This window comes from Anaerovorax odorimutans DSM 5092 (assembly GCF_000426305.1).
GTDB classification, from domain to species: domain Bacteria; phylum Bacillota; class Clostridia; order Peptostreptococcales; family Anaerovoracaceae; genus Anaerovorax; species Anaerovorax odorimutans.
The window spans coordinates 1-25904 of the sequence record NZ_AUFC01000001.1; the positions used below are offsets into that span (position 1 = coordinate 1).

At 31.0% G+C, this 25904-nt stretch carries 26 protein-coding genes; 20 read left to right on the forward strand and 6 right to left on the reverse strand.

The window, feature by feature from the left end; genetic code table 11:
* Positions 1-206: hypothetical protein (locus K292_RS15385; protein ID WP_037372125.1), on the reverse strand; the 206-nt coding region annotated here is incomplete at its 3' end.
* Positions 207-468: 262 nt separating this feature from the next.
* On the opposite strand from K292_RS15385, the gene K292_RS0100010 reads away from it, so the two are divergent.
* The 11 genes from K292_RS0100010 (at position 469) to rbr (ending at position 13230) form a co-directional block, all read left to right on the forward strand.
* The gene (locus tag K292_RS0100010) at positions 469-777 is read left to right on the forward strand and encodes a PRC-barrel domain-containing protein (RefSeq protein ID WP_027398107.1); all 309 of its coding nucleotides are present in this window, start codon (positions 469-471) and stop codon (positions 775-777) included.
* Between the two features lie 101 nt (positions 778-878).
* Positions 879-1352: a transcriptional regulator NrdR gene (gene nrdR, locus K292_RS0100015; RefSeq protein WP_027398108.1), complete on the forward strand. Its 474-nt coding sequence runs from the start codon at positions 879-881 to the stop codon at positions 1350-1352.
* A 17-nt stretch (positions 1353-1369) separates the two neighbouring features.
* The gene (gene cmk / locus K292_RS0100020) at positions 1370-2020 is read left to right on the forward strand and encodes a (d)CMP kinase (protein WP_037372071.1); all 651 of its coding nucleotides are present in this window, start codon (positions 1370-1372) and stop codon (positions 2018-2020) included.
* 52 nt (positions 2021-2072) lie between these two features.
* The gene (locus K292_RS0100025) at positions 2073-3314 is read left to right on the forward strand and encodes a DUF1015 domain-containing protein (RefSeq protein WP_027398110.1); all 1242 of its coding nucleotides are present in this window, start codon (positions 2073-2075) and stop codon (positions 3312-3314) included.
* A 104-nt stretch (positions 3315-3418) separates the two neighbouring features.
* Entirely contained in the window at positions 3419-5044 is a 1626-nt protein-coding gene (locus tag K292_RS0100030; protein ID WP_027398111.1) for a peptidoglycan D,D-transpeptidase FtsI family protein, read from the forward strand.
* A gap of 447 nt (positions 5045-5491) precedes the next feature.
* Complete coding sequence (locus K292_RS0100035; protein WP_027398112.1) at positions 5492-5974, forward strand: NADH-quinone oxidoreductase subunit NuoE family protein; 483 nt, start codon at positions 5492-5494, stop codon at positions 5972-5974.
* Entirely contained in the window at positions 5971-7848 is a 1878-nt protein-coding gene (locus K292_RS0100040) for an NADH-quinone oxidoreductase subunit NuoF (RefSeq protein WP_051280064.1), read from the forward strand. Before K292_RS0100035 ends, K292_RS0100040 begins: the two co-directional genes overlap by 4 nt.
* Positions 7849-7850: 2 nt before the next feature.
* Positions 7851-9545, forward strand: coding sequence for a [FeFe] hydrogenase, group A (locus K292_RS0100045; RefSeq protein WP_027398114.1), 1695 nt, complete (start codon positions 7851-7853; stop codon positions 9543-9545).
* Positions 9546-9613: 68 nt separating this feature from the next.
* On the forward strand, positions 9614-11359 hold the full coding sequence (locus tag K292_RS0100050; protein ID WP_027398115.1) for a [Fe-Fe] hydrogenase large subunit C-terminal domain-containing protein: 1746 nt from the start codon (positions 9614-9616) through the stop codon (positions 11357-11359).
* Between the two features lies 1 nt (position 11360).
* Entirely contained in the window at positions 11361-12527 is a 1167-nt protein-coding gene (locus K292_RS0100055) for a SpoIIE family protein phosphatase (protein ID WP_027398116.1), read from the forward strand.
* Between the two features lie 106 nt (positions 12528-12633).
* Entirely contained in the window at positions 12634-13230 is a 597-nt protein-coding gene (gene rbr / locus K292_RS0100060) for a rubrerythrin (protein ID WP_027398117.1), read from the forward strand.
* Positions 13231-13233: 3 nt separating this feature from the next.
* On the opposite strand, the gene K292_RS15390 is transcribed toward rbr, so the two are convergent.
* A complete protein-coding gene (locus K292_RS15390) occupies positions 13234-13593 on the reverse strand; it encodes a sigma-70 family RNA polymerase sigma factor (RefSeq protein ID WP_051280066.1) in 360 nt (119 codons plus the stop codon).
* On the reverse strand, positions 13593-15248 hold the full coding sequence (locus K292_RS0100070; RefSeq protein ID WP_027398118.1) for a recombinase family protein: 1656 nt from the start codon (positions 15246-15248) through the stop codon (positions 13593-13595). The genes K292_RS15390 and K292_RS0100070 overlap by 1 nt, the downstream gene beginning before the upstream one ends.
* Positions 15249-15385: 137 nt before the next feature.
* Here K292_RS0100070 and K292_RS0100075 point away from each other — a divergent pair, with 137 nt between their 5' ends.
* The 3 genes from K292_RS0100075 to K292_RS0100085 all read left to right on the forward strand — a co-directional run bounded on the left by K292_RS0100075 (position 15386) and on the right by K292_RS0100085 (position 16992).
* Entirely contained in the window at positions 15386-16387 is a 1002-nt protein-coding gene (locus K292_RS0100075) for a nucleoid-associated protein (RefSeq protein ID WP_051280068.1), read from the forward strand.
* Positions 16388-16559: 172 nt separating this feature from the next.
* Positions 16560-16748, forward strand: a complete 189-nt coding sequence (locus tag K292_RS0100080; RefSeq protein WP_027398120.1) for a hypothetical protein — start codon at positions 16560-16562, stop codon at positions 16746-16748.
* Between the two features lie 55 nt (positions 16749-16803).
* Positions 16804-16992 (forward strand): ferredoxin, encoded by a 189-nt coding sequence (locus tag K292_RS0100085; RefSeq protein WP_027398121.1) that lies wholly within the window; start codon positions 16804-16806, stop codon positions 16990-16992.
* 56 nt (positions 16993-17048) lie between these two features.
* Here K292_RS0100085 and K292_RS19430 read toward each other — a convergent pair whose 3' ends face one another.
* Together K292_RS19430 and K292_RS18135 are read right to left on the reverse strand one after the other, a co-directional pair.
* Entirely contained in the window at positions 17049-17432 is a 384-nt protein-coding gene (locus K292_RS19430; RefSeq protein WP_037372072.1) for a sigma-70 family RNA polymerase sigma factor, read from the reverse strand.
* 122 nt (positions 17433-17554) lie between these two features.
* Positions 17555-17710: a DUF1540 domain-containing protein gene (locus K292_RS18135; RefSeq protein WP_084145845.1), complete on the reverse strand. Its 156-nt coding sequence runs from the start codon at positions 17708-17710 to the stop codon at positions 17555-17557.
* 275 nt (positions 17711-17985) lie between these two features.
* Between K292_RS18135 and radC the strand changes: the two genes are divergently transcribed.
* Genes radC through minD form a run of 6 tightly spaced genes read left to right on the forward strand, consistent with a single transcriptional unit; the run spans position 17986 to position 24664 of the window.
* Positions 17986-18684, forward strand: a complete 699-nt coding sequence (gene radC / locus K292_RS0100100) for a RadC family protein (RefSeq protein ID WP_027398122.1) — start codon at positions 17986-17988, stop codon at positions 18682-18684.
* 18 nt (positions 18685-18702) lie between these two features.
* Complete coding sequence (mreB, locus tag K292_RS0100105; RefSeq protein ID WP_156900427.1) at positions 18703-19749, forward strand: rod shape-determining protein; 1047 nt, start codon at positions 18703-18705, stop codon at positions 19747-19749.
* A gap of 30 nt (positions 19750-19779) precedes the next feature.
* Positions 19780-20613, forward strand: coding sequence for a rod shape-determining protein MreC (mreC, locus tag K292_RS0100110; RefSeq protein WP_027398124.1), 834 nt, complete (start codon positions 19780-19782; stop codon positions 20611-20613).
* Positions 20614-20638: 25 nt separating this feature from the next.
* Positions 20639-21157 carry a rod shape-determining protein MreD gene (gene mreD / locus K292_RS0100115; RefSeq protein ID WP_027398125.1) on the forward strand — a complete coding sequence of 173 codons (519 nt, stop codon included), beginning with the start codon at positions 20639-20641 and terminating at the stop codon, positions 21155-21157.
* The gene (locus tag K292_RS0100120) at positions 21150-23909 is read left to right on the forward strand and encodes a penicillin-binding transpeptidase domain-containing protein (protein WP_027398126.1); all 2760 of its coding nucleotides are present in this window, start codon (positions 21150-21152) and stop codon (positions 23907-23909) included. The genes mreD and K292_RS0100120 overlap by 8 nt, the downstream gene beginning before the upstream one ends.
* A 38-nt stretch (positions 23910-23947) precedes the next feature.
* The gene (minD, locus tag K292_RS15400) at positions 23948-24664 is read left to right on the forward strand and encodes a septum site-determining protein MinD (protein ID WP_037372128.1); all 717 of its coding nucleotides are present in this window, start codon (positions 23948-23950) and stop codon (positions 24662-24664) included.
* Between the two features lie 74 nt (positions 24665-24738).
* On the opposite strand, the gene rodA is transcribed toward minD, so the two are convergent.
* Positions 24739-25842 carry a rod shape-determining protein RodA gene (gene rodA, locus K292_RS0100130; RefSeq protein ID WP_027398127.1) on the reverse strand — a complete coding sequence of 368 codons (1104 nt, stop codon included), beginning with the start codon at positions 25840-25842 and terminating at the stop codon, positions 24739-24741.
* Positions 25843-25904: the final 62 nt, after the last annotated feature.

Below are 25904 nucleotides of genomic sequence, written 5' to 3' on the forward strand. Positions count from 1 at the left end.
ATTATCTTTAATAATTTTAGTGCATCACATTTTGGGCGACCTGTTCTGCAGCCTTCCTCTGCAAAGTATGGTGTTAGGTCAATATGATCCACTACATCACAAAAGGTATACATTGGATCAGACAAATCAATAAGTTTTTCTAAATCCAGTGGTAATTTTAACTGTCTTGTTGTAAAATTAAAGTTGGTATTTTTGTTTTTTTGCATAAATAAATTATACCAAAAACCCGCTATGGTTTCTATGACCACAGCGGGTTTTCTATTTGGGGAGTTTTTTTACAGCCCCTTTTTTTAATGAAAAATATAGTCTCTCATAGATAAAATACAGATTATTAAATTATAAATTAAAAAATATGTACAAACAGAAATTTTAATTTAGTAATTTGCATTTTTTTTATTTGTGTACATATATTTAAATGGAATCAATAAAAATAGTTTTCGATATGAGAAAAAATAGGAGGACAAATTTATGGTTAGTACACAAGATATAAAAAATAAAGAAGTTATAAATATTTATGATGGCAAAAGTTTAGGGTTTGTTTATGATATCGAAGTAAACTTGGAAAGTGGTACAATTGAAGGTATTATAGTACCTGCACAGAGGAATAGTTTTTTTAATATTTTCGGAAGAGATCAAAATGACAGCTTTATAAAATGGAAAGATATTAAAAGGATAGGTGATGATGTGATACTTGTAGACGTTTCGGGTATTTTTGATTCAGAAGTAAATTATGAACAAAATAATGAAAATATTATTAATAATACGGAAGAAGAATAATAAAAAAACTTGATAAAACCACAATATGTAGTAGAATAGATGTATTAGAATAACCATTATACTAATACTAAATATAAAATATAGGCTATGGAGGTGAATCTATGAGGTGTCCATTTTGTGAAAATGCCGATACAAGAGTAATTGACTCAAGACCTACGGAAGAAGGACAGGCTATAAGACGCAGAAGAGAATGTGATAATTGTAATAAACGTTTCACTACTTATGAAAAAGTTGAAGAAATGATGTTTATGGTTATAAAAAAAGATGGCAGTCGTGAAGCTTTTGACAGAAATAAGGTGATGAATGGTATAATTAAAGCTTGTGAAAAAAGAGCTGTTTCTATGGCTTCTATTGAAAAGATTGTTGATGATATTGAACGTGGGTTAAACAACATGATGGAAAAAGAAGTAGAAAGTCATCTTATTGGTGAAGTAATTATGGAACATTTGAAAGAACTTGATGAAGTTGCATATGTAAGATTTGCATCAGTCTATCGTCAATTTAAAGATGTAAATACATTTATTTCAGAAATTGAGAAGCTTTTAGGAAGGGATTTACCGAGGAAAAAAGAATAATCAGCGAGGAATTAATAATGAATAAAAAAATAAGAATAGCCCTTGATGGTCCGTCGGGTGCAGGTAAAAGTACAATTGCTAAAAATGTGGCAAATACATTGGGTATCGATTATATTGATACGGGAGCTATGTATAGGGCTGTAGCTTATAAAATTATACAAAGTGGTTTAGATGTTGAAAACAAGAGAGATTTAGTGGAAATGTTAGAGAATACTGACATAGATTTTTCAAAAGGAAATATTATTTTAGATGGAATAATAATTAATGATAAAATAAGAACTTCTGAAATAACAAAGATGGCATCTATTTGTTCTGCATATTCGGAAGTCAGAGAAAAGCTTGTATCACTTCAGAGAAAAATGGGTCAGTCAAAGAGCATTATTATGGATGGAAGAGATATCGGAAATAATGTGCTTAAAGATGCAGAATATAAATTTTTTATGACGGCGTCTACAAAAGAACGAGCTAAAAGAAGATGGATTGAATTAACCGAAAAAGGTGAAAATATAACTTTGGAAGATGTAGAAGAAGATATTCGTCAAAGAGATTATAAAGATACTACAAGAGAATTAAATCCATTATGTAAGTCGGATGATGCCATAGAAATTGATACTACAGGTTTGTCCATAGAAGATGTTACTAAAGCAATTTTAGATAAGATAAAATAATACACAAGTTAGTTTAAAAACCAGCAATATATAGTAAAAGGAGAGAAGAAACATGGCAATAGTAAAACCGTTTCGTGCAGTAAGACCAAAGAAAGAATATGCTGAAAAGGTAATTTCATTACCTTATGATGTTATGAATAGAAAGGAAGCATCTAAAATGGCAGAAGGAAATCCTTACAGTTTTCTTCATATATGCCGTTCTGAAATTGATTTGGAAGATATTGATGATCCATATACAGAGGTGGTTTACAAAAAAGCTAAATCAAATTTAAATGGTTTTTTAGCCGACGAAGTGATGATCAGAGATAAAAAACCTATGCTTTATATTTATCGTCAAACTATGGATGGAAGAGTGCAGACCGGAATTGTAGGTTGTGTGTCTGTGGATGATTACCAGAATAATGTTATTAAAAAACATGAATTTACAAGAGTTGAAAAAGAGCTAGACAGAATAAATCACTTTGATATATGTAATGCTAATACAGAGCCTGTTTTTTTAACATACCGAAATGATAAAAGAATAAAAACAATTATCGAGGGATGGATTAGTAAAAATAAACCTGAATATGATATTGTTTCAGAAGATGGAATCGGACATACATTATGGGTTATAAATGATGAAAATACAATTGATTTGTTGACAGGATTGTTTGCTGAACTTGATTCTTTTTATATTGCAGATGGACATCATCGCTCTGCATCAGCAGTTAAAGTTGGTATGAAACGCAGAGAAGAAAACCCAAATTACACAGGCGGTGAAGAGTTTAACTTTTTTATGTCAGTAATTTTCCCTGATGAAGATTTAAAAATATTCGACTATAACAGGGTAGTTAAAGACTTAAATGGATATACAAAAGAAGAATTTTTAAATAAAATCTCAGAAAAATTTACAACGGAAAATTACGGTAGTAAAAGGTACGTACCGGAAGTGAAACATTCTTTCGGAATGTATTTAGATAATGAATGGTATAAAATAACCATAAAGCCTGAATTTGTTGACGATAAAGATTTAATTCAATCTTTAGATGTTTCTGTTTTACAAAATAATCTTTTGGACCCAATTTTAGGAATAAAGGATCCGAGAACAGATAAGAGAATTGATTTTGTCGGAGGAATAAGAGGCTTGGAGGGTCTTGAAAAAAGAGTTAATGAAGATATGAACATAGCATTTGCACTTTATCCTGTTGCGATTTCAGATTTACTTGCTGTATCAGATAATGATATGGTAATGCCGCCAAAATCCACATGGTTTGAACCTAAATTAGGAAGTGGATTATTTGTGCATGAGCTTTAAAATGCATATATTATCTTTTATATATAAAGAAATACAGACCTTTTCATAAAACGTATAAATACCCTTGACTATGGAAAAAATAATAATAGTCAGGGGGTTTTTTTATGAAAAAAAGATTATTATTTTTAATAATATGTATAGTCCTTTTGTTGGGAGCTTTAATTACAAGATTGGTTTTTATACAAATTGTAGATACTGAAAAGTATGCATCTGTAACGGCAATGCAACAACGAATACGATTAGATGGAATTAATAAAAGAGGTACTATATATGACAGAAACAATATACCTTTGACTGGAGATACTCAGGAGTATGTTTATATTATAGCTAAAAATAAAATTGATAATAAAATAGAAAAGTTATTCAAATCAATAAACGGTAGGAAGGTAGTAAACCAAAATAAACGATATGAAGTGTATAGTAGTACAACTTTTGATAATGAGGTAGCTTATAATTTAAGAAAAAATTACGAAGCTTTTATTATAAAAGCTGAGAGAAGATATGCAAAAGACCAACCTGCAGTACATATTGTAGGTTATATTAATCAAGTAGATGAGGCTGGTGCCTGCGGTCTTGAAAAAGATTATAATGAATATCTCACGAAAAAGAAAAAGGTAGTCTATGCTTCCACAGATGCAAAGGGAAATATTATACCAGGTAAAGGAATAACTACAAAGGAAGAGAAGACAGACAGTGGAATTATTACTACCTTGGATGTCGAATTACAAAAAAAAGCAGAAAAAATAATGGAAGAATCAAATTACAATGGAGCGATGGTTATATTAGATGCAAAAAGTGGAGAACTACTTTCAAGTGTCAGTACCCCCTCTTATAATCCTTATGAAATAGAAAAATATTTAGAGAGTGATAATACGGAATTTATAAATAAAGCAACTCAAAGCTTATATCCACCAGGATCAACATTTAAAATTATTGTAGCTGCAGCTGCCTTAGAAAAGGGAATTGTAACACCGGAAACTAAATTTGAATGTAAGGGATATGAAGAAATTAATGGTGTAAGGATAAATTGCAGTTCGCTTAAGGGACATGGAATATTAACTTTCAGGGAAGCATTTGCCAAGTCGTGTAACAGTGTTTTTATACAACTAGGGATGCAATTGGGAGGTAAAGAGATTCTGGATATGGCTAAAAAATTCGGATTATCTGAAAAAGCGGTATTAAGTATATCTGGAGAGAAAAAAGGAAATTTACCTTCACTCTCCGACTGCCAAGGTGCAGGAATTGGGAATTTATCTATTGGACAGGGAAAAGTTTTGGTAACACCAGTGCAAATAGCTAAAATAACTGATGTTATAGCTAATGGCGGAATTAAAAAGAATATATTACTTGTTAAGGGAACTACTTGTGATGGAAAAACTGAAAAAGTTGAAGACAGCGTATCGGAAAGAATCATATCACAAAAAACGGCAGAGACAATAAAGGAATTAATGGCTGGAGTTGTTGATTTCGGTACAGCTAGGAGCTTAAACGTGGAATATAAAAATGAAGATTCAGGCAGTAAAATGGGAGAAAAAATAAGAATAGCCGGAAAAACAGGTTCTGCGCAGGCTAATTACAATGGTGAAGAAACGGTTCATGGTTGGTTTACAGGATTTTTACCAGTTGATGATCCTAAATATGTTATTACTGTATTTGTACAAGATGGAGGATCTGGAAGTGGAGCAGCAATACCATTGTTTGAAAAAATAGCACAGAGTTTATATGAATAAAATTGTAAATAATATTTATTAATTGTTTATGATTATTGAATAATAATAATAAAATATTTTAATAAATAAATTGTAAATTATCAGCAAATAAGAATCTATGATTGCTTATTTGCTTCTTTTTTTGATTAATTTAAGATAAAAACGTTATAAATACAGAGTGAATTTTGTTAATTTATTAACAAAACAAACAAAATCTATTTTTTTTTATTAAAAAACGTTTTGAAATCAATTCAAATTTATTATAAAAAAATGCCTATATATATTGAAATGCCACATAATCATAATTTATAAACATTGGAAAATAAGTTATAAAACAATTAATTGAAAATTATAACAACTGGAAATTAAACAAAAAAATCTTGTAAATTTAAATTGAATATAATATAATAAAAGTGTTAAAAAAATAACAAAATTGATAAGTAGTATTTATCCAAAGGAGGCTATTTTATGAAACAAACAATAGAGTATGAAAAAATTGATGAAATTTTAGCTCAACATTCAAATCAAAAACCCCCTATTGTTGCAATTTTACAGGACATTCAGGAAGAATACAGATATCTTCCGAAAGAAATTTTTCCGTATTTATCAGAAAAATTAAAAGTTAGTATTGCTAAAATTTATAGTGTTGCAACCTTTTATGAAAATTTTTCTTTATCACCAAAAGGTGAGTACATTATAAAAATTTGTGATGGTACTGCTTGTCATGTAAGAAAATCAATTCCCATCTTAGATGCATTAAGAAAAGAATTAAAACTTTATGAAGGGAAAAACACAACTGATGATCTAAAATTTACTGTGGAAACAGTTTCTTGCCTTGGAGCATGTGGATTAGCGCCGGTTATTACTGTGAATGATAAAGTTTATGCTGCAATGACTCCCGAGAAAGCAGTAAAATTGCTTAATGAACTTAGAAATGGAGAAGGCAAATGATTATAAAAGACAGAAATGAATTAATTGATAAAAGACAAAGCTTTTTTAATGAACTCGAAAAGCAAAAAAAGAAAATATATGTTTGCGCAGGAACGGGATGCGTTGCTGGTGGTTCCCTAGAAATTTACGCAAAATTAAAGAATATTTTAGAAGAAAAACAAATTCCTTGCGAGATTTTGCTTGACATAGAAAAAGAAGGAGACAAAGTAGGTTTAAAGCAGAGTGGATGTCATGGCTTTTGTGAAATGGGTCCTCTTCTCAGAATTGAGCCCGCTAAGCTTTTATATCTTAAGGTTTCTGTTGATGATTGTGAAGAAATTATAGAAAAATCTATTCTTAAAGATGAAGTAATAGATCGCCTTGTATATAAAAAGAATGGTGTTTCTTATCCTATGCAGGAGGAAATACCCTTTTATAAAAATCAAAAGAGATTAGTACTTGAAGATTGTGGTCAAATAGATGCTGAATCCATAGAGGAATACATAGCTTATGGTGGCTATAGTGCTTTGGAAAAATGTCTGTTTGATATTACAGAAGAAGATATAATTAAAATTATATCCGATTCCACACTTAGAGGCAGAGGAGGCGGAGGTTTTCCTGCTGGAAGAAAATGGACTCAGGTAAGACTACAAAAAGATTCTGTTAAATATGTAGTGTGCAATGGTGATGAGGGAGATCCGGGTGCCTTTATGGACAGAAGTATTATGGAGGGAGATCCTCATAAAATGCTTGAAGGAATGATGATCGCAGGAGTTGCATCAGGGGCTAAAGAAGGATATATCTATGTTAGAGCAGAATATCCTCTTGCAGTAAAAAGGTTGAAACAAGCAATAGACGATGCTAAAAGAATAGGTATCCTTGGGGAGAATATATTAGGAACTGATTTTAGCTTTGATATAAAAATTGTAAAAGGTGCAGGTGCGTTTGTATGCGGTGAAGGAAGTGCTCTTACTGTTTCTATAGAAGGGGATAGAGGTATGCCTAGAGTAAAACCTCCTAGAACCGTAGAACAAGGACTGTATGGAAAACCAACTTTGCTTAATAACGTAGAAACTTTTGCAAATGTACCTATGATTATTAAAAACGGTGCAGATTGGTATAAAAGCATCGGTCAAGAAAAGAGTCCAGGGACAAAAGCTTTTGCTTTAACCGGAAATATTGAAAATACAGGTTTGATTGAAGTACCAATGGGAACAACTTTAAGAGAGATAATTTTTGATATAGGCGGAGGAGTAAGAAACGGTAAAGCCTTTAAAGCGGTTCAAATCGGGGGACCTTCAGGTGGATGTCTAACAGAGGAGCACTTAGATCTGCCTCTTGATTTTGATAGCTTAAAAAAAGTAGGAGCGATGATTGGATCAGGTGGTCTTGTAGTTATGGATGAAGACACTTGCATGGTTGAAGTTGCTAGGTTTTTTATGAACTTTACACAAAATGAATCCTGCGGAAAATGTGTACCTTGCAGAGAAGGCACAAGAAGAATGAGAGAAATATTAGAAAGAATTGTTCAAGGTAAGGGAAAACTTGAAGATTTAGATATTCTTGAACAGTTAGCCCAAACTATTACTGCAACAGCACTTTGCGGACTTGGAAAAACAGCTGCAAATCCTGTGGTTTCAACATTGAAATATTTTAAAGATGAATATATTGCACATATTGTTGACAAAAAATGTCCAACCAAAACTTGTCAGGCTTTAAGAACAATCTATATTGATGAAGAGCTTTGCAAGGGATGTACAAAATGTTCTAGAATTTGTCCGGTAAATGCTATCTCCGGTAAAGTTAAAGAACCATTTGTAATTAATCAGGATAAGTGCATAAAATGCGGTGCTTGTATTGACAGTTGCAGTTTCAATGCAATCAAGGAGGCTTAATTATGAATAAGAAATATATAACTATAGATGGTATTCTGGCTCCTATAGAAGGAGAAAAAAACATTTTAGATATTATAAGAAAAATTGGTATTGAACTTCCTACCTTTTGCTATAATTCTGATTTATCAGTATATGGGGCTTGCAGAATGTGTGTAGTAGAAGATAAGCATGGAAACATTATGGCTTCTTGTTCTACACCTCCAAGATCAGGTATGGAAATTAAAACAAATACACCTAAATTACAACAACACAGAAAAATGATTCTTGAATTGATTTTAGCGGATCATTGTCGTGATTGTACTACTTGTGAGAAAAACTTCAAGTGTAAGTTACAAGATATAGCTCAAAAATTTGGACTGAGAGAAGTAAGATTCGAAAACTATAGTCCTTGGGAAGAAAAAGATACTTCTTCGCCGTCTATTGTAAGAGATTCAAATAAATGCATTCTTTGTGGAGACTGCGTTAGAATGTGCTCTGAAATTCAAAAAGTTGGAGCCATTGATTTTGCCTACAGAGGATCAAATATGGAGATTACCCCGGCTTTTAAAATGCCTATTGCTGAAACCAATTGTGTAAATTGCGGACAATGTTCAGCAGTATGCCCTACTGGTGCAATTGTTGTCAAAGATGATACAGAAAAAGTTTGGCATGATCTTTATGATGATAATGTAATTATGGTTGCACAGATTGCTCCTGCGGTAAGAGTTGCTCTTGGAGATGAATTTGGAATACCTGAGGGCAGTAATGTTATGGGGAAAATTGTAACAGCACTTAAACGAATGGGTTTTGATGATGTATATGATACTGCAACAGGTGCGGATCTTACTGTAATAGAAGAAGCGAATGAATTTGTAGATCGTTTAGAAAACGGAGGTAAATTACCGTTATTTACATCATGTTGTCCAGCTTGGTTTAAATATGCGGAAATAAATCATCCTGATATAACGGATAATATTTCAAGCTGTAAATCTCCTATGCAGATGTTTGCTTCCGTTTTAAAAGAACAGGCAAGAAAAGAAAGACCAAAGAAAAAAGCAAAAAAGACTAAGGTTGTGGCAATAATGCCATGTACAGCAAAAAAATATGAGGCAAACAGAGAAGAATTTAAATTTGAAGACGATCAGGCTGTTGATTATTCCATAACAACACAAGAATTAGCAAATATGATTAGAGAATCAGGAATAGTATTTTCTGAAATATTACCTGAAGCTGTGGATATGCCTTTTGGTATAGCTAGTGGTGCAGGAGTAATTTTTGGAGTTACCGGTGGTGTAACTGAAGCAGTAATTCGTTATGTATTAGGACCTGAAGCAAAGAATTCTTTAAAAGCTATTGCATTTACAGGTGTTAGAGGATTCGAAGGTGTTAAGGAAGTTATAATACCTTACAAAGAAACAGAACTAAAAATTGCCATAGTCAGTGGATTAAGTAATGCAAATAATTTAGTTGAGAAGATAAAATCAGGAGAATGTTATTATGACTTTGTGGAAGTAATGGCATGTCCTGGAGGATGTATCAGTGGAGCTGGTCAACCTTCTACTACTGAAAAAAGAACAAGAAACAAAAGGGCTGAAGGCATGTATGAGGCTGACAGAATGTCCAATGTAAAGATATCCAGTGAAAATCCTACTACTTTGAGTTTATACAAAGGAATTCTTAGGGGTCATAAAGCTCATGAATTATTACACTATAAATAGTTAGATATTATGAAATAAAAGCGCCTTTTAGGCGTTTTTATTCAATTTAATTTAAAGAGGTAATTATTATGGGAATAATTCAATTTAAAAAAGCAAATTGTAAACATTGTTATAAATGTGTGCGTAAATGCTATGTAAAAGCTATAGCTTTAAAAGATGAGCAAGCTCAAATTATAGAACGAGAATGTATACTATGCGGACAATGTTTTTTAGTTTGCCCGCAGAATGCAAAATACATAAAGACGGATATTTATAAAATAAAAAATTATATAAAACGAGGCGAAAAAGTATATGTTAGTTTAGCTCCTTCATTTGCTTCAGCTTTTGATGGAATCTCTTTCAGAGTAATGTCTTCTGCTTTAAAGCGATTAGGCTTTATGGGAGTAGAAGAAACTGCTATTGGAGCCGGAATGGTAACAGCAGAGTATGAGAAAATTCTTAAAAGTGGAAAGATGAGAAATATGATTACTACATGCTGTCCCACAGTAAATCTTCTTATAGAGAATTATTTTCCCGATTTGTTACAATATGCTGCACCGGTGGTTTCTCCTGCAATTGCTCATGGCCAGGTATTAAAAAAAGTTTATGGAAAAGATATTAAAGTGGTCTTTGTTGGACCTTGTATATCAAAAAAATACGAAGCGGAGAAAAGTATTTCAATTAATGCAACTTTAATGTTTGATGAACTTTTAAACTGGCTTGAAGAAGAGAATATTTCCTTAAATAAGCTTGATGAAAATCCAACAGAAATGCATGGTATTGTAAACAGGTTATATCCAATTCCGGGGGGGATTTTAAAAACGGTTTCAAATGATAGTAAGAAAACATATAAATCTATAGCAGTAGATGGTCTTGATAGATGTATTCAAATGTTAGAAGCTTTAAGAGAAGATCTTTATGCAAGAAAGGAAATAAAGGGATATTTTATAGAAATGAGTGCTTGTCCGGGTTCATGCAGTTACGGACCTGCTTTAAAAGATTATGATAAACCATTACTTCTTGCCAGGGAAAATATAATAGAAAATGCCAGGAAATGTACTCATACAAAAATACCTAAAACAGAAACAGAAAAAGTAGATTTATTTTATGAATATGAAAACTTACAAGCACCGGAAGATCTACCAAGCGAAGATGAATTAAATGCAATTTTGGAGTCTATGGGTAAGACTTCAGAAAAGAATATATACAATTGCGGAGCATGCGGCTATGACACTTGTAGAGAAAAAGCCATAGCTGTTTGGCAGGGAAAAGCTGAAATAAAAATGTGCGTTCCATTTATGTGGGAAAAAATGGAGTCGTTTTCAAATCTAGTTATGGATAATGCTCCTAATGCAGTGATTGTTGTGGATAAAAAATTTGATATTGTAGAATATAACAAAGCTGCTGTTTCTATGTTTAATTTATATAAATTTAGCCATGAAGGTCTTCCGCTGGAAATGGTTTTTGACTGTACTCATATACAAATTGAAGCTAGACTTGGGAATAATGTTTATGATGAAATACAATTTGTTGAGGATGTTAAGAAAACTGTAGAAATTACGTCAATTAAAGCTGACATAGGGGAGAATTATGTTATTTTTGTAAAAGATATTACAGAAGATATGGTTCAAAAAGAGAAGATAGTTAAAATGAGAGAAGAGACTTTAGATACAGCACAGAAAGTTATTGATAATCAAATGCGTGTAGCTCAGGAAATTGCCAGTCTTCTTGGTGAAACCACAGGCGAAACAAAGGTTGCCTTGACGGACTTAAAAAAATCCATATTGAAAAGTGAAGAAATAGAGGAATCAGTCATAAACAGTAAGAGGTGGTAAAATGAATTTATGTACTGAAATCAGTTATGGCAGCTTAATTAAGAGAGAACAGGAATTATGTGGTGACAAGGTTGAATTATTTCAAGGTGAAGACGAAACAATACTGGTACTTTCTGATGGATTGGGAAGTGGTGTTAAAGCAAATATACTTGCTACTTTAACAAGCAGAATAATAATGACAATGTTATTAGGTGGAACAAGTATAGACGAAGTGGTGGAAACAATAGTAAACACTCTTCCCATATGTAAGGAAAGAGGAGTAGCTTATTCTACTTTTACAATACTTAGAGTTAAAGCTGATGGAACTGCCTATTTGGTTGAATATGATAATCCGGATATGATTCTTGTAAGAAATGGAGAGGAATATTTTTTAGAAAAGGAAAAAATGATTCTTCATGGTAAGGAGATTCAAGAAGCAAACTTTAAACTTTTACCGGGAGATATTTGTGTTTTAATGAGTGATGGGGTAGTATTGGCAGGTCCCAATCAATTTGTGAGATTTGGATGGAAACGTGAAAATGTTGTGAATTTCATATATGAAAATATTTCTTTAAATGATTCCGCTTTTGCTATTAAAAAGAAGGTATTAGAAGAGTGTGATAAACGTTATCTTGGTAATATCAGAGATGATTCTACTGTTGCAATTTGCAAATTACAGCATGAGAGCAGGACTAATATGATGATAGGGCCTCCTTTAGATACGAAGGATGATATCAAGATTGTTGAAAAATTTATGGATACTTATGGCAAAAAGATTATATGCGGAGGCAGGACATCTCGCATAGTAGGTTCTGTTATAGGCAAAAAAGTTAGTCTTTTAAAAACCGAAGATATTATAGATACACCTCCTATGGCTTTAATAGAAGGTATAGATTTAGTAACGGAGGGAATTGTAACAATATCAAATGCAGTGGAAATTATAAAGGAAATAGATGAAATATCAACTTTTGAGTATGATAAAATGAGTAATTCTGAAAATGGTGCAGAAAGGCTTGTTTGGTTTCTCATGGAGGGAGGAACACATATTACAGTATTTATGGGAAGGGCAAATAATGTGGCACATGACAGTAATAAAGGAATTGAATTTGGACAAAAAATAAGATTGGTGGAGGAATTGGCTGACAATTTAAAAAAGCAGCATAAAAGAGTAACTATATATTATTGTTGAAAAATAATATTGTTCTATTAAATCAGACTGCTAAACTTTAATTTCTAATGATTAATTATTGCAAAAGAGGTAATACTAACCAAAGAAAAAACTTTGGAGGTTAATTATGTCAGTAGAATTCAATAACAGTAGAACAAAAGAAAATTTAATGAGAGCTTTTGCGGGTGAAAGCCAAGCAAGAAATAGGTATACATTTGCGGCATCTAAGGCAAAGCAACTGAAACTTCATGTAATTGAATCAATCTTTACTTTTACTGCAAATCAGGAGAAAGAACATGCAGAAATATTTTATAAACATTTGAAGGATTTATCGGGGGGAAATATATCTGTAGATGGTTCATATCCTGTGGATATGTATGATGATGTATTAAGTCTTCTTAAAGCAGCGAAGCATAATGAGTATGAAGAGTATAATGATGTTTATAAAACTTTTGGAGACATTGCAAAAGAAGAAGGCTTTGAAGATATTGCTTCTTCTTTTCATATGATTGCTGAGATTGAAAAAACACATGGGGATAGGTTTGGACGTTATGCTGATAAAATAGAACAAAATAAACTATTCTCACAAAATGAAGAATCAATGTGGCTTTGTTTAAATTGCGGACATATTCATACAGGTAAAGAGGCACCACAAAATTGTCCTGTCTGCGATCATAATCAGGGATATTTTATTCTTTTGGACGAAGCACCATATCATAGTTAAAATTTAATTTTCAATTTCATCACTAAAGGCTTCCCTCATTCGAAGGACGGCCTTTTTTTCAATTCTTGAAACATAGGAACGGGAAATTCCAAGTTCTTTTGCAACTTCTCTTTGCGTCTTAGGCTCCTGACCTTCTAGTCCATAACGTTTTATAATTATTAAGCGCTCTCTGTCGCTTAAAATATCATGAATAGCACGATACAATTTTTTTACCTGCATTTTATTATCTATATCATCAATAATTGTATCTGCATCAGTACCTAAAATATCATTAAAGCTTATCTCATTGCCGTCTTTATCTGTACCGATGGGATCATTTAGAGAAATTTCAATTTTATTTTTCTTTGTGGTACGTATATTCATTAATATTTCATTTGCAATACAGAATCTACGGAAACATTTTCATCAATTAAAATTATATCTATATTTTTGCCATCCCAAACGATTGATTTTGTAAGACTTTTTATAAGGTTTCTTTTATCTTCTACACTTAGAGCATCAATTGTACTACTTAAATTTTCAAGCATGGCTTTTATTTTATCTGTTTTACAGTCAATTGGATTTTCTTCTTCGGATAATTGATTTAATTGTAAGAGTCTTGAATTTAATGATTCTTGCTCTTTGTCTAATTCTTCAATTTGTTCAATAAAATATTTAGCAGCAGAACTTTCATCTGATGAAGTTAAGGTATTAATTAATTTTTTTATTATTTTTTTATTATTTTTTATTACATTTTCAATTTGTATTATTTCATTATGTAAAGTTGATTTTTCATAAATTATTGATTTTCTTGAAGTTAAACTAAGCAATATATAAGAGTTCTCTAAAGATAATTTTTTTATTTCATCTAAAACCAATTGATCTAATAAATTACCTTTTATATTTTTAGAAGAACATAAATGCTTTTTACTTTTTTCTTTTAATTCACACATGTAATAATACTGCATAACACCATCTTTATTTATTCTGCCTGTACGTGGCCTCATGAAGGAGCCGCAATCTTTACAGCGAAGTATACCCGAAAGAATTGCAGAAGTATTTTTTACAGTCCTGAAATTTTTAGAGCTGTTATGTTTTATAAGATTTTGAACTTCAACCCATTTTTTACCAGATATAATACCATTGTGTTCTCCAACTGCTATGATCCACTCATTAGGTTTTCGTATTTGATTAGTAGCATGCTTTTTTTGAGATGTTTTATTATAAGCAATAATTCCATTTACATTATTAAACTCAGAAATAGATGATGAAATTGAATAACCGTTTGAAGTAAAATAATCATACAAATATTTATCCCCTATGGCATATACAGGGTTTGTCAATATTGATTTAATTGCAGTGGAAGTAAAATTAATATTTTTTCTTGTTTTAATACCATTTTGAAGGCAGTATGACTGAACTTTTGTTAAAGATTTCATTTCTAAGAACTGATTAAAAATTATTAATACTTTATTAATTTCTGATTTTATGGGAGTTAGTTTAAATCTCTTTTTATATTTACCGCCTAGACTAGAACAAACAATAGAATCGGATTTATACCCTAGAGGAGTAATTCCCCCTAACCAGCGGCCTGTTTTAGCAAGCTGAAGCATATTATCTCTAATACGTTCAGCTGTTGTTTCTCTTTCCAGTTGGGCAAAAACACTGGCAATAAACATCATAGCTCTTCCCATGGGAGTAGTTGTATCGAAATGTTCTTTTATAGACACAAAAGATACATTATATTTTTCAAAATCGTCAATCAGTGCAGAAAAATCACTTATATTACGGCTTATTCGATCTAAACGATAACAGATTACTATATCAAAAGTTTCATTTCTTATTGATTTCAGAAGAGATTGGAAAGCCGGTCTTTCAGTATCCTTTCCTGAAAAGCCTTCATCTTCAAAAATATCTCTATCAAAAACATCAGTATCAAAATTTTTTATTGCATATTCACGACATAAATTAATTTGATTTTCTATTGATTCTCCTTTATCTGTAAGTTTGGATTTTCTTGAATATATAGCAATTCTCATAATCTCACCCCAATTATGTATATGCTGAAATTTGCTTGTGATATTCGGATTAAGACTGATTATAATGAGAATTGAAAATGAAAAATGCTTTGTAATTTAAGACTTAATATTGTAGAATACTTGGGGGTGATGTCAAATTGAGAGAAATTATTATAGAAAAAGCAATATTACATATATTAGATACAACTGTAGATACAACGGTATTATCAGAAGAGCTGTTAAATCTATCTGAAACAGAAGAATTTTTACAAAAACATATAATCAAACTTTTAAAAGATAGTGAAATTAAAGAATGTATATTTGAAAAAGAAGGGAATCAGATAAGGGAGAATATACGGAGTTTAAATGATGATAATTTTATTTTCCAGTCACAGCAGATAGCCAATACATTACATTCCTTTATGTTATCTAATATAGATATACCTGCAGCTGATGTTGTTTTCTGCATTTTTAAAGAAGAACAAAATAGGTATATTGGTATATTAAAGTTTAATTATAAAGAAGCTTATACACATAGTCTAAATATAGAAGATGATAAACAGACAGTAAGTCTTATGAAATATAAAACTATATTAGCAAATGATACTCAAAAAATAGATGAATGTATATTTATAAATTTGAATGACTTTTCATTAAAAATAAAAGAAAAAAAATACGAAATTAACGGACAAAAGGATTATTATATTTCCAATTATTTGTTAAAGGCACAGCCGGCACATTCTTATAAAGAACAATATAAAATAGTAGAAAAATCAGCAGAAGAGATTGTTAAAAAGTATTATCCGGGAGATTCTATGAAGCAGGCTGAAGTAAAAATAGCTATAAAAAATAACGTAGATGAAAATTTAGAAGTTGATATAGACAATATAGCTAGAGAGGCATTTTCAGACAGTGAGGATATGCAGAATCAATATAAATCTGAAATTTCACAAAATGGTTTTGTAGAAAAGAAAATAAAAATTAACGAACAAATTTATGAAAAACTAGAAAAAAGTCATAAAATTATTACTGATGTAGGAATAAAAATGGATATACCAACTGATTTATTAAAAGATAAAAGAAAAGTTGAATTTATTGTTAATCAAGATGGAACCATGTCTATATTAATAAAAAATATAAATGAAATGAAGAACAGATAAATTTTGTTTTTTAATATAAAAATTTAAAATAAAAAATTAAATTTAAATTTAGTAAAACTAAAATTATTAAATTTTCAATTTATCATTGGCCTTTTTCGTATAAACCTCCTATATTGAGATATAGGACAAAACGAGGGTTGCATATAATTGTAGAACTTATAGGAGGTGTTGTATGGCTAAAATAATTAATATAAGAGTACAAAAATCAACAACGGAAAAAGGAGAACTTTTATTACAGAAGAAATTTGCAGATTGTATTGCCACAGGCATAATTAATATCATAAAAAAAGCACCTGTATCAAGTCGTATTGAAATATATGAGAATTTGATTGAAAATATAAAAAAAGGCTTATTTAATTAATATTTTTAATGTTTAAGTAAATAATATATTTAACATTAATAAGGAGGTGCTGTAAATGAAGGCAATAATTGACGAAAGCGGTTGTATAGGATGTGGTATTTGTGTAAATACTTGTCCTCAGGTATTTCAGTTAGGAGAAAATGGACTTGCACAAGTAATAAATGATAAAATATCTTCAGATCTTGAAAATGTTGTAGAAGATGCAAAAAATGAATGTCCTGTATCTGTTATTTCCATAAAATAATAATTGTAAAATTAAGGTATAATTTTATTTTTATATCTTAATTTTTTATTTTGAATTTAAATATTATCATATAAATGTTTCCGTAAACTATATATTTCATTTTCTATACATTTGGCAGCATAAGTAGCTAATCTGACACTTTTATTTCTGTTATAAGTATTTACTGATTTAATAAGTCCTATTGTGCCTATTGAAATTAAATCATCAGGATCTTTTCCGGTATTAGAATATTTTTTTGCTATATGAGCAACTAATCTTAAATTACGTTCTACCAAAATATTTTTAGCACACATATCACCTTGTTCATAGCAAGTTAAATAATAATCTTCTTCTTTCTCAGTAAGCGGTTTGGGAAAAGAATTACCAAGTGCTACATAAGAAGAAAGCAATACTAAAGGATTTGAAAATAATAGGGATGCTAAAAGAAAAGATATACTCATTATGTAAACCCCTTTCAGTGTTTAATATACTGTTTATCATTTTATGCCTGATAGCAGTATATGCACTTTAAGGGGTCGAAGTGCCTGACCTTATTAAATAAGGATAAGGGTATTAAATTATTTTATTTTAGTTCAAAAGACAGACAGTCAACACATTGACATTCAGTTGGGTTTGATTCATGTGTACCTACTTGAATTGAACCTAATTCACAATATCTTTCATTACTATTATATTTACATTGCTGAACGGAACATTTAATACTTGGATTTGAAGCCATTTTTCTACCTCCTTAAAAAAATTTTGTACAATCTCTTGTACAAATTTATTATTTGAGAATTTAATAATAATATTGAAGGTAATTTTTTGTTTTTTTAATGGAAGAATTAGTAAAATATAATAAAAAAATTTAAGTTAGATAATACTTAAAAAAGATTTAAAAAAAATTTACGATCTTAAAGAGAGCTTTTATGCTTGTATTGAGCACTTCAAAATGATAAAATATAAGTTACTCGTTGAGCGGTTAAAAAAAGGGGCCCAAGGAGATATATACAAATGAATAAAGTAACAACTTATACTACTATTAAGGAGCTTCCACAGGATGAAAGACCAAGAGAAAAGCTAATCAAACATGGTTCGGGATTTCTTTCCAATTCAGAGCTTTTAGCTATTTTAATAGCTACCGGAACAAAAGACAGTTCAGCTGTTATGTTGGCAAATAAAATTCTGTCTCTGAATAAAAAGGGAATATCGTATTTAGTTGATTGTACAATTGAAGAACTTTCAAATATACCGGGTATTGGCATTGCTAAATCTACTCAGATTGTTGCGGCTATAGAACTGGGAAAAAGGATTGCCACAAAACCGAAAGAAAAGCGTATTAATATTAAATCTCCAAAAGAAGTTGCGGATTTATTTATGGAGGAGATGAGGTATTTAAGGAAAGAATTTTTAAAAGTTCTGCTATTGAATGCAAAGAATGAAATTATTTCAATTGAAAACACATCTATTGGTGATTTAAATAGTTCCATAGTCCATCCAAGGGAAGTATTTTGTAGTGCTGTTAAAAAAAGTGCAGCATCTATAATTGTAGTACATAATCATCCAAGCGGAAATCCAATGCCAAGCCAGGAAGATATTAATATTACAGTAAGACTTGCGGAAGCGGGAAGAATATTAGGTATAAATATATTGGATCATTTAATTATTGGAGATGGGAATTTTGTAAGTTTAAAGGAAAAGATGTTGATATAGTCGGAGGAGATAGACAAAATGTTTATGAAGTTTTTTACTAAAGATATGGGAATAGATTTAGGAACAGCTAATACACTTATTTATGTTAAGGGAAAAGGAATTTTGATTGATGAACCTTCTGTAATTGCAATGGACAAGTACACTAAGAAAATATTGGCAGTTGGTAAAGAAGCTAAAGAAATGTTAGGAAAAGCACCTAATACAATAAGTGTTATAAGACCATTGCAGGATGGTGTTATTTCAGATTTTGAAATGACAGCAGCAATGCTTAGAGAATTTGTTAAAAAAGTTATGACTGAAAACTCAATGTTTACAAGAGTTAGAATTGTTGTAGGAGTACCTGCTGGTGTTACTGAAGTAGAGAAAAGAGCTGTAGAAGAAGTAATTAGACAGCTTGGAGCTAAAGATGTTTTTATTTTAGATGAACCAATGGCTGCTGCCATAGGTGCAGGTATGAATGTTGATGGGCCTGAAGGTTGTATGATTGCAGATATTGGTGGAGGTACTGCGGATATTGCCATAATTTCTCTTGGTGGAATTGTTACAAGTGTTTCACTTAGACATGCAGGAGATAAATTGAACGAGGCTATTGTGGCGTATATGAGAAAAACATATAATTTATTAATTGGAGAGGGCACAGCAGAACAAATAAAAGTAAAGATAGCTTGTGTGTATAATGATGAAGAGAATCCTGAAGACATAGAATATATGGATGCAAAAGGAAGAGATTTAGTAACAGGTCTTCCCAAAGTAGTTAATATAAGTTCCTTAGATGTTATGAAGGCATTGGAAGAGTCAATATGGGTTATAATAGATGGTATAAAGAGTACATTGGAACAAGCACCTCCTGAAATTTCCGCGGATATTGTAACCAATGGAATGGTTCTTTCAGGAGGCGGAGCATTGATAAAGGGGCTTGATAAGCTCATAGAAGCAAATACAGGTATGAAGGTAATTATTGCCGAAAATGCTTTAGAGGCTGTCGCACAAGGTACTGGAATGAGCTTAGCCAGTATTGAAAACATTCACAAATATGTCAGAGCTAAAGTTAATTATTATAGATAAGAATAGGGTATTTAAGGGTAGGGATAATCGATGAAATGGTTTAGAAATCACAAACAAATATCCATTATAGTCACAGTAATGATAGTATTGATGTTTATTATCGTATCATCTTATTCTAACGCAGGAAGTTCATTTTTTGGCGGACATGTGATACATAATATCATTACATTTATACAAAAGCCAATTTCTGGATCTGCTAATGGCGTGGAATCGGGATTAAAGGGAATTTTTAAATTTCGAACTATTATTAAGGAAAATGAAGCATTGAAAGATGAAAATTCAGCATTAAAATTAGAAAATATTAAGCTTAAGTTAAATAAAAAGGAATTAAAAGATCTTAAAGATCTTTCAAATATATTAAACTATAACAGTGTAAATGACAATTATAATTATGTTACGGCAGATGTTACATCTATGGATGGTTCCAATTGGTTTAATATATTTACAATTAATGCAGGAAGTAAAGATGGCCTTTATAAAGATGCTGTTGTAATGGATGGATATGGACTGATTGGAAGAGTTTTGGATTTGGGATCTAATTGGTCAAAGGTTATTTCAATTATTGATGAATCTAATTCTGTAAGTTTTAAGGTGCAAAGAGAAAAAGATAAAGACTTGCTGGGTATATTATCAGGGGATGGTAAAGGAGGTCTTACAGGCTTTATGTTGGACCCGGAAGCTGCAGTTGTTGAAGGAGATTTATTAATAACTACTGGAATGGGAATGTATCCCGAAGGTATTGCCATTGGCAAGGTGGATAAGATAGAACTTAATCCAGATACCTTGCTTAAAACTTTAAAAATTGAATCCACAGTGGATTTTAAAAGTATAGAAAAAGTAACGGTTATTATTTCTAAAAGTTAATTATATTTTGTATTGGGAGGCAATATTGAAATATTTTATTGCATTTGTTATATTTTTATTAGGATTTGTATTACAATCTACGTTGCTTAATAATATAAGTATATTAGCAATTACACCAAATATTATATTATGCTTGGTAATTATTTTTACATTTTTGTATGATGGTTATTTTGGCATTGTATTTGGTGTGTTGTTTGGATTGGTACAGGATCTTTTTTTTGGTCCAATAGTAGGAATTGCAGCTCTTTGTTATTTTATTATTAGTTTATTAATATATGGGACAAAAAAATATATTAATAAAGAAAATATTTTTTCAGCATTAATACTTACTATAATCGGTACGTTGTTATATAATTTATCTTATTGGCTTTTAACTACTTTATTTGGATCTAGTTATTCTGTTAAGGTTATGCTGAAGGTGGATGCTGTTACATTAGTATATAATATTATAATATCGATTATATTATATTTTATTTTAATTAAAAAAGTTGTGAGACATCCGACAGATAAATATATAAAAGGAACTTTTATTAACTATGAATAGATGGATGAAAACCAGAAATGGTCAAATATTATTGTTGATTATAATTCTTATGTCAGTGTTAGGTATAAGATTATTTGTATTAACTGTTTTACAATATCAAGATTGGGATACTGCATCGCGAGATATTAGTACGAAGAGTATATACACATCAGCGCCTAGAGGAAGAATATTAGATAGATATGGAAGGCTTTTAGCAGGAAATATTTCCAGCTTTACAGTACAGTTTAGTGCTGGAGATTTGGAATCAAAGGAGATCAATAAAATTTCTTCTAACTTAATAAAAGTATTAGAACGAAATGGCGACGAATATGATGATAATTTTCCTATAATAATGGAAAATGGTAAATTTTATTATACTTATCAAAAAGAAATTGAAGAATGGTTATCTTCTCAAAATATGCCATCTAATTTAACTGCAGAACAAGCATTTGAAGAGCTAAAAAGTAAAAACAATATTGAAGAATCTATGGATAAGTACGAAGCTCAGGTACAGCTTCAAACCGTATACAATATTTACCCTCCTATTTCTGTAAGGAATTTTCAATATTTAAGAGATTTGGATAAACAGAGTTTTTTAGGCAGATTTAAATTGGATTTAGACTTAACTGCTAAAGAGGCTTTTTATGAGCTTAGAGATCAATTTGAAATAGACCCAAATTTGTCAGATGAAGAAGCAAGAAAAATTATGATTATAAGAAATCATATTTCATCCCAAGGGTACAGAAAGTATATGCCAGCAAAGATAGCTTACAATGTTTCGGATGAAACAGTTGTCATATTGAAAGAAAAAAGCGAAGATTTAAAAGGGGTAGAAGTTGTCGCTGAATCTGTAAGATATTATCCAAATAATAATCTTGCTTCCCATGTCCTAGGGTATCTTGGTAAAATTTCTGAAAGTGATAAAGAAAAATACGTGGATGAACTTGGCTATAATGCCAATGATATGATTGGCAAGGAAGGTATAGAAAAAGTAGAAGAGTCAACATTAAAGGGCAAGGATGGCGTACAGCGTGTACAAGTAAATGCTAATGGCGAAAAAGTAAAAGTTATTGAAGAAACGGAACCTGAAAAAGGTAAAGATGTTTATCTTACTTTAGATTTGGAGCTTCAAAAAATTGCAGAAGAAACATTGAAAGAAACCCTTACAAAATTACAAGTTGGCGGTACTTATGAAAGTCCTATGGGATTAGGAAATTATAAATTTAATAAAACATTGCCAAATGCAAATACCGGAGCGGTTGTTGTATTGGATGTTGCGACAAGTGATGTACTTGCTATGGCAAGTTATCCTAATTTTGATCCTAATTTATTTGTAACTGGAATAAGCAAAGAAGATTGGAATTCTTTGCAAAGTAAGAATCCTAGAGATAAGTTGGCTCCGTTACCTTTATATAATGTTGCTGCACTCACTGCTGTACAGCCAGGATCTACTTTTAAAATGGTAACTGCAACTGCAGGTCTTGAAAATGGTTTGGATCCTAATAGGAAGTTGTATGCAAATGGTGTGGTGAACATAGGAACGCAATCCTATGGTTGCCTAATCTGGAATGATCATAGAGGAGTTCATGGATATATAAACCTTATGGAAGCTTTAGAAGTATCTTGTAACTATTATTTCTTTGATGTGGCAGCAGGAAAGGATTTTTACAATAATAAATCATTAGGCTTAAACGGTCCTATGGGTATTGAAAATATTTCAAAATATGCTAATCAATATGGTTTAGGTCTGGATACCGGAATAGAAATAACCGAGCGTGTAGTTCCAGTTCCAAGTGAAGAAAGAAAAATTAAGCAAAAAAAAGCTACACTAAGGAATGTATTAATTAGTAATGCAGAAATATATTTTAAATCCAGTGTACTGAAAGATAAGGAATTATTAGAAAAAAATATAGATACTATAGTCAGTTGGACTGAGGAAAATCCTAAAAGAAGAGAATTAATTAAAAGGATGAGTAATATTGGTATAAAAGATGAAAAATGTGAAGCTGTAGCTGATTTATGTAAATTTGATTATTTTAATAATGCTAATTGGACTACTGGTGATGTGTTAAATATCGCTATTGGTCAAGGTGAAAATGCATATACTCCTCTACAGATGGCAAATTATGTAGCAACAATTGGTAATAAAGGTGTTCATAATAAAGTAAGTTTAATAAGAGGTTTGGAAGGCAAAGGTATTATAGAAAGAGAAAAAGGTAATAAGATTGATGTTTCTGATCAATCTCATTTAGATGCTATTATTGATGGGATGAAAAGAGTTGTATATGGTCAAAGAGGAAGCTTGAAAATATTGTCATCTCTTCCAGTGGAAGTAGCTGTAAAAACAGGAACCGCAGAAAGAGAAGGTAAGATAGATCCTCCAGACGAAGCAGAATACATTAAATCAAATTTACAAAGAATTGATTCTAAATTATCGTGGGATGCTGTTGAAGCAGAAATTAAAAGACTCATGAAAGAATATCCTGATACGTATACATCAAGGGATATAGCAGTAAGGAGAGCAGTTATTAACCTTAGTAATGGATCTGTTACTTATGCTAAAATAGATGCTTATAAAGCCGATTATGATAATTTTGCGTGGGTTGTAGGCTTAGCTCCTGCAGATGATCCTAAAATTGCTATTGCAGTACTTTTAGTACAAGGAAATACGTCAACTTATACAGGACCAATGGTAAGAGATATTATTGCAAAATATTTGGAGCTTGATAAGACTTATACTGACTATGATTTAAATACAAATATCACACAATAGAAGGACATAATAGGAAAAACGATATAAAGGAGCAAAATATGGGAAAGGTAATATTGGTGGCCTCTGGAAAAGGTGGGGTTGGAAAAACTGTATTTACTACAAATATGGGAGTAACATTGGCTCAACAAGGGAAAAAGGTTGTTCTTATAGATATGAATATGGGACTTAGGAATCTTGATATTTGTTTAGGTCTTGAGAGTAAGATAGTTTATGATGTGGCAGATGTTCTTGGAGGAATGTGCAGAATAAAACAGGCTCTTGTAAGAGACAGGAGATTTCCGCAGCTTTATCTGATGTCTGCTGCACAATATAAAGAAAAAGTTGAAATGACACCTTTGCATATGAAAGTATTATGCCAAAAATTAAAAAAGAATTTTGACTATATAATTATAGATGCACCTGCAGGTATTGATGATGGACTTTCATTAGCTGCAGCAGGTGCAGATAGTGCAGTTATTGTAACTGTCCCGGAATATGCAGCAGTTAGAGATGCAGATATGGTAGATAAAGAACTTTTGGAGCTTGGAGTAAAAGAAAGATGTTATGTTGTGAATAAATTAAAATTAGAATTATTTTATACAGAATTGGTTCCTAGCTTAAATGATATTGCAGAAAATTTAAAGCCTGATATAGCTGGAATTATACAATATGATGAAAATATTCATATTTCATCAAACAATGGAATTCCTATTGTTACTCAAGAGGGGACTTATATTCAAGAAAATTTCTCAAATATAGTAAAACGAATAATATAATAAAATAGTTATTTAAAACGCATTCTAATTAGAATGCGTTTTAAATAACTATAAATCATAACTTATGACTATTTTTAAAAATTAATAATTTTACTTCTGATTCCTATGTTTAAAACTAATCCAAGTGCCAGCATGTTCGTAACTACCGAAGAACCGCCGTAGCTGATAAAGGGAAGTGTAATTCCTGTTACTGGCATGATTCCCATTACCATTGCAATATTTTCAAAGATTTGGAATCCAAACATTGCTGAAATTCCAATAACTACTAGAGCACCATACATATCTTTTGCATTATCTGCTATTTTGACGATTCTATAAAGAAACGTTGTATATAGTGCAATAATCAGCAATCCGCCCAACATTCCAAGTTCTTCTATTATTACAGAAAAAATAAAATCAGATTTTTGAACAGGTAAAAAATTTAATTCTTTTTGTGTTCCTTGAAAAAGCCCTTTCCCTAAAAAGCCACCGGAGCCAATAGCAACTTTTGACATCCATACTTGATAATTAGCACCTATAGATGGGTTGTCCGGATGCAGGAAAGCGTCAATTCTTTCCTTCTGATGTGATGCCATAAATCTATACATAATAGGTGTGGCAATACAGAACAATAAAGTAAGCTTACCGAAAATCTTCATATCAATACCAGCATAAAATATCATTGCGACAAACATACAGCACATTACGATTGTAGTACCCAAATCTTCCAGTATTATTATTCCAATAAAAGGAGCAGCATATAGAAAGGCATAGACAATACCTTTAAATGTTTTTAAACTTCCTCTGTTTCTTGATAAATAATTTGCGAATAACAGTGTGAATGATATTTTAACCAGTTCTGATGGTTGCATATCAATTACACCCAAATCAAGCCATGATCTTGCTCCATAATGTTCTACACCAAGAGGTGTATAGACAGTTAAAAGGAATAAAATGGAACCAATATAAAGAATTTTTTCAAATTCTTTAAAATTTTTATAATCGTAAAGTAATATAAGACACAAAGCTATTGCTCCAATTATATATGCTGCAAACTGAACTTTAATATCTTTATTAAGAATAAATTCACCATCGTATGCAATACTTCCAATCATAAGGATACTAATGATTAGAAAACATAAAGGTAAGATTATTAAAACTTTGTCTATATTTTTAAGTAAATTCCAAAAGTAGCTCATTTATATACCCCTCATTTTCCTTGACAATTTGTTATATAAAACATTATAATATATGTTGTGTA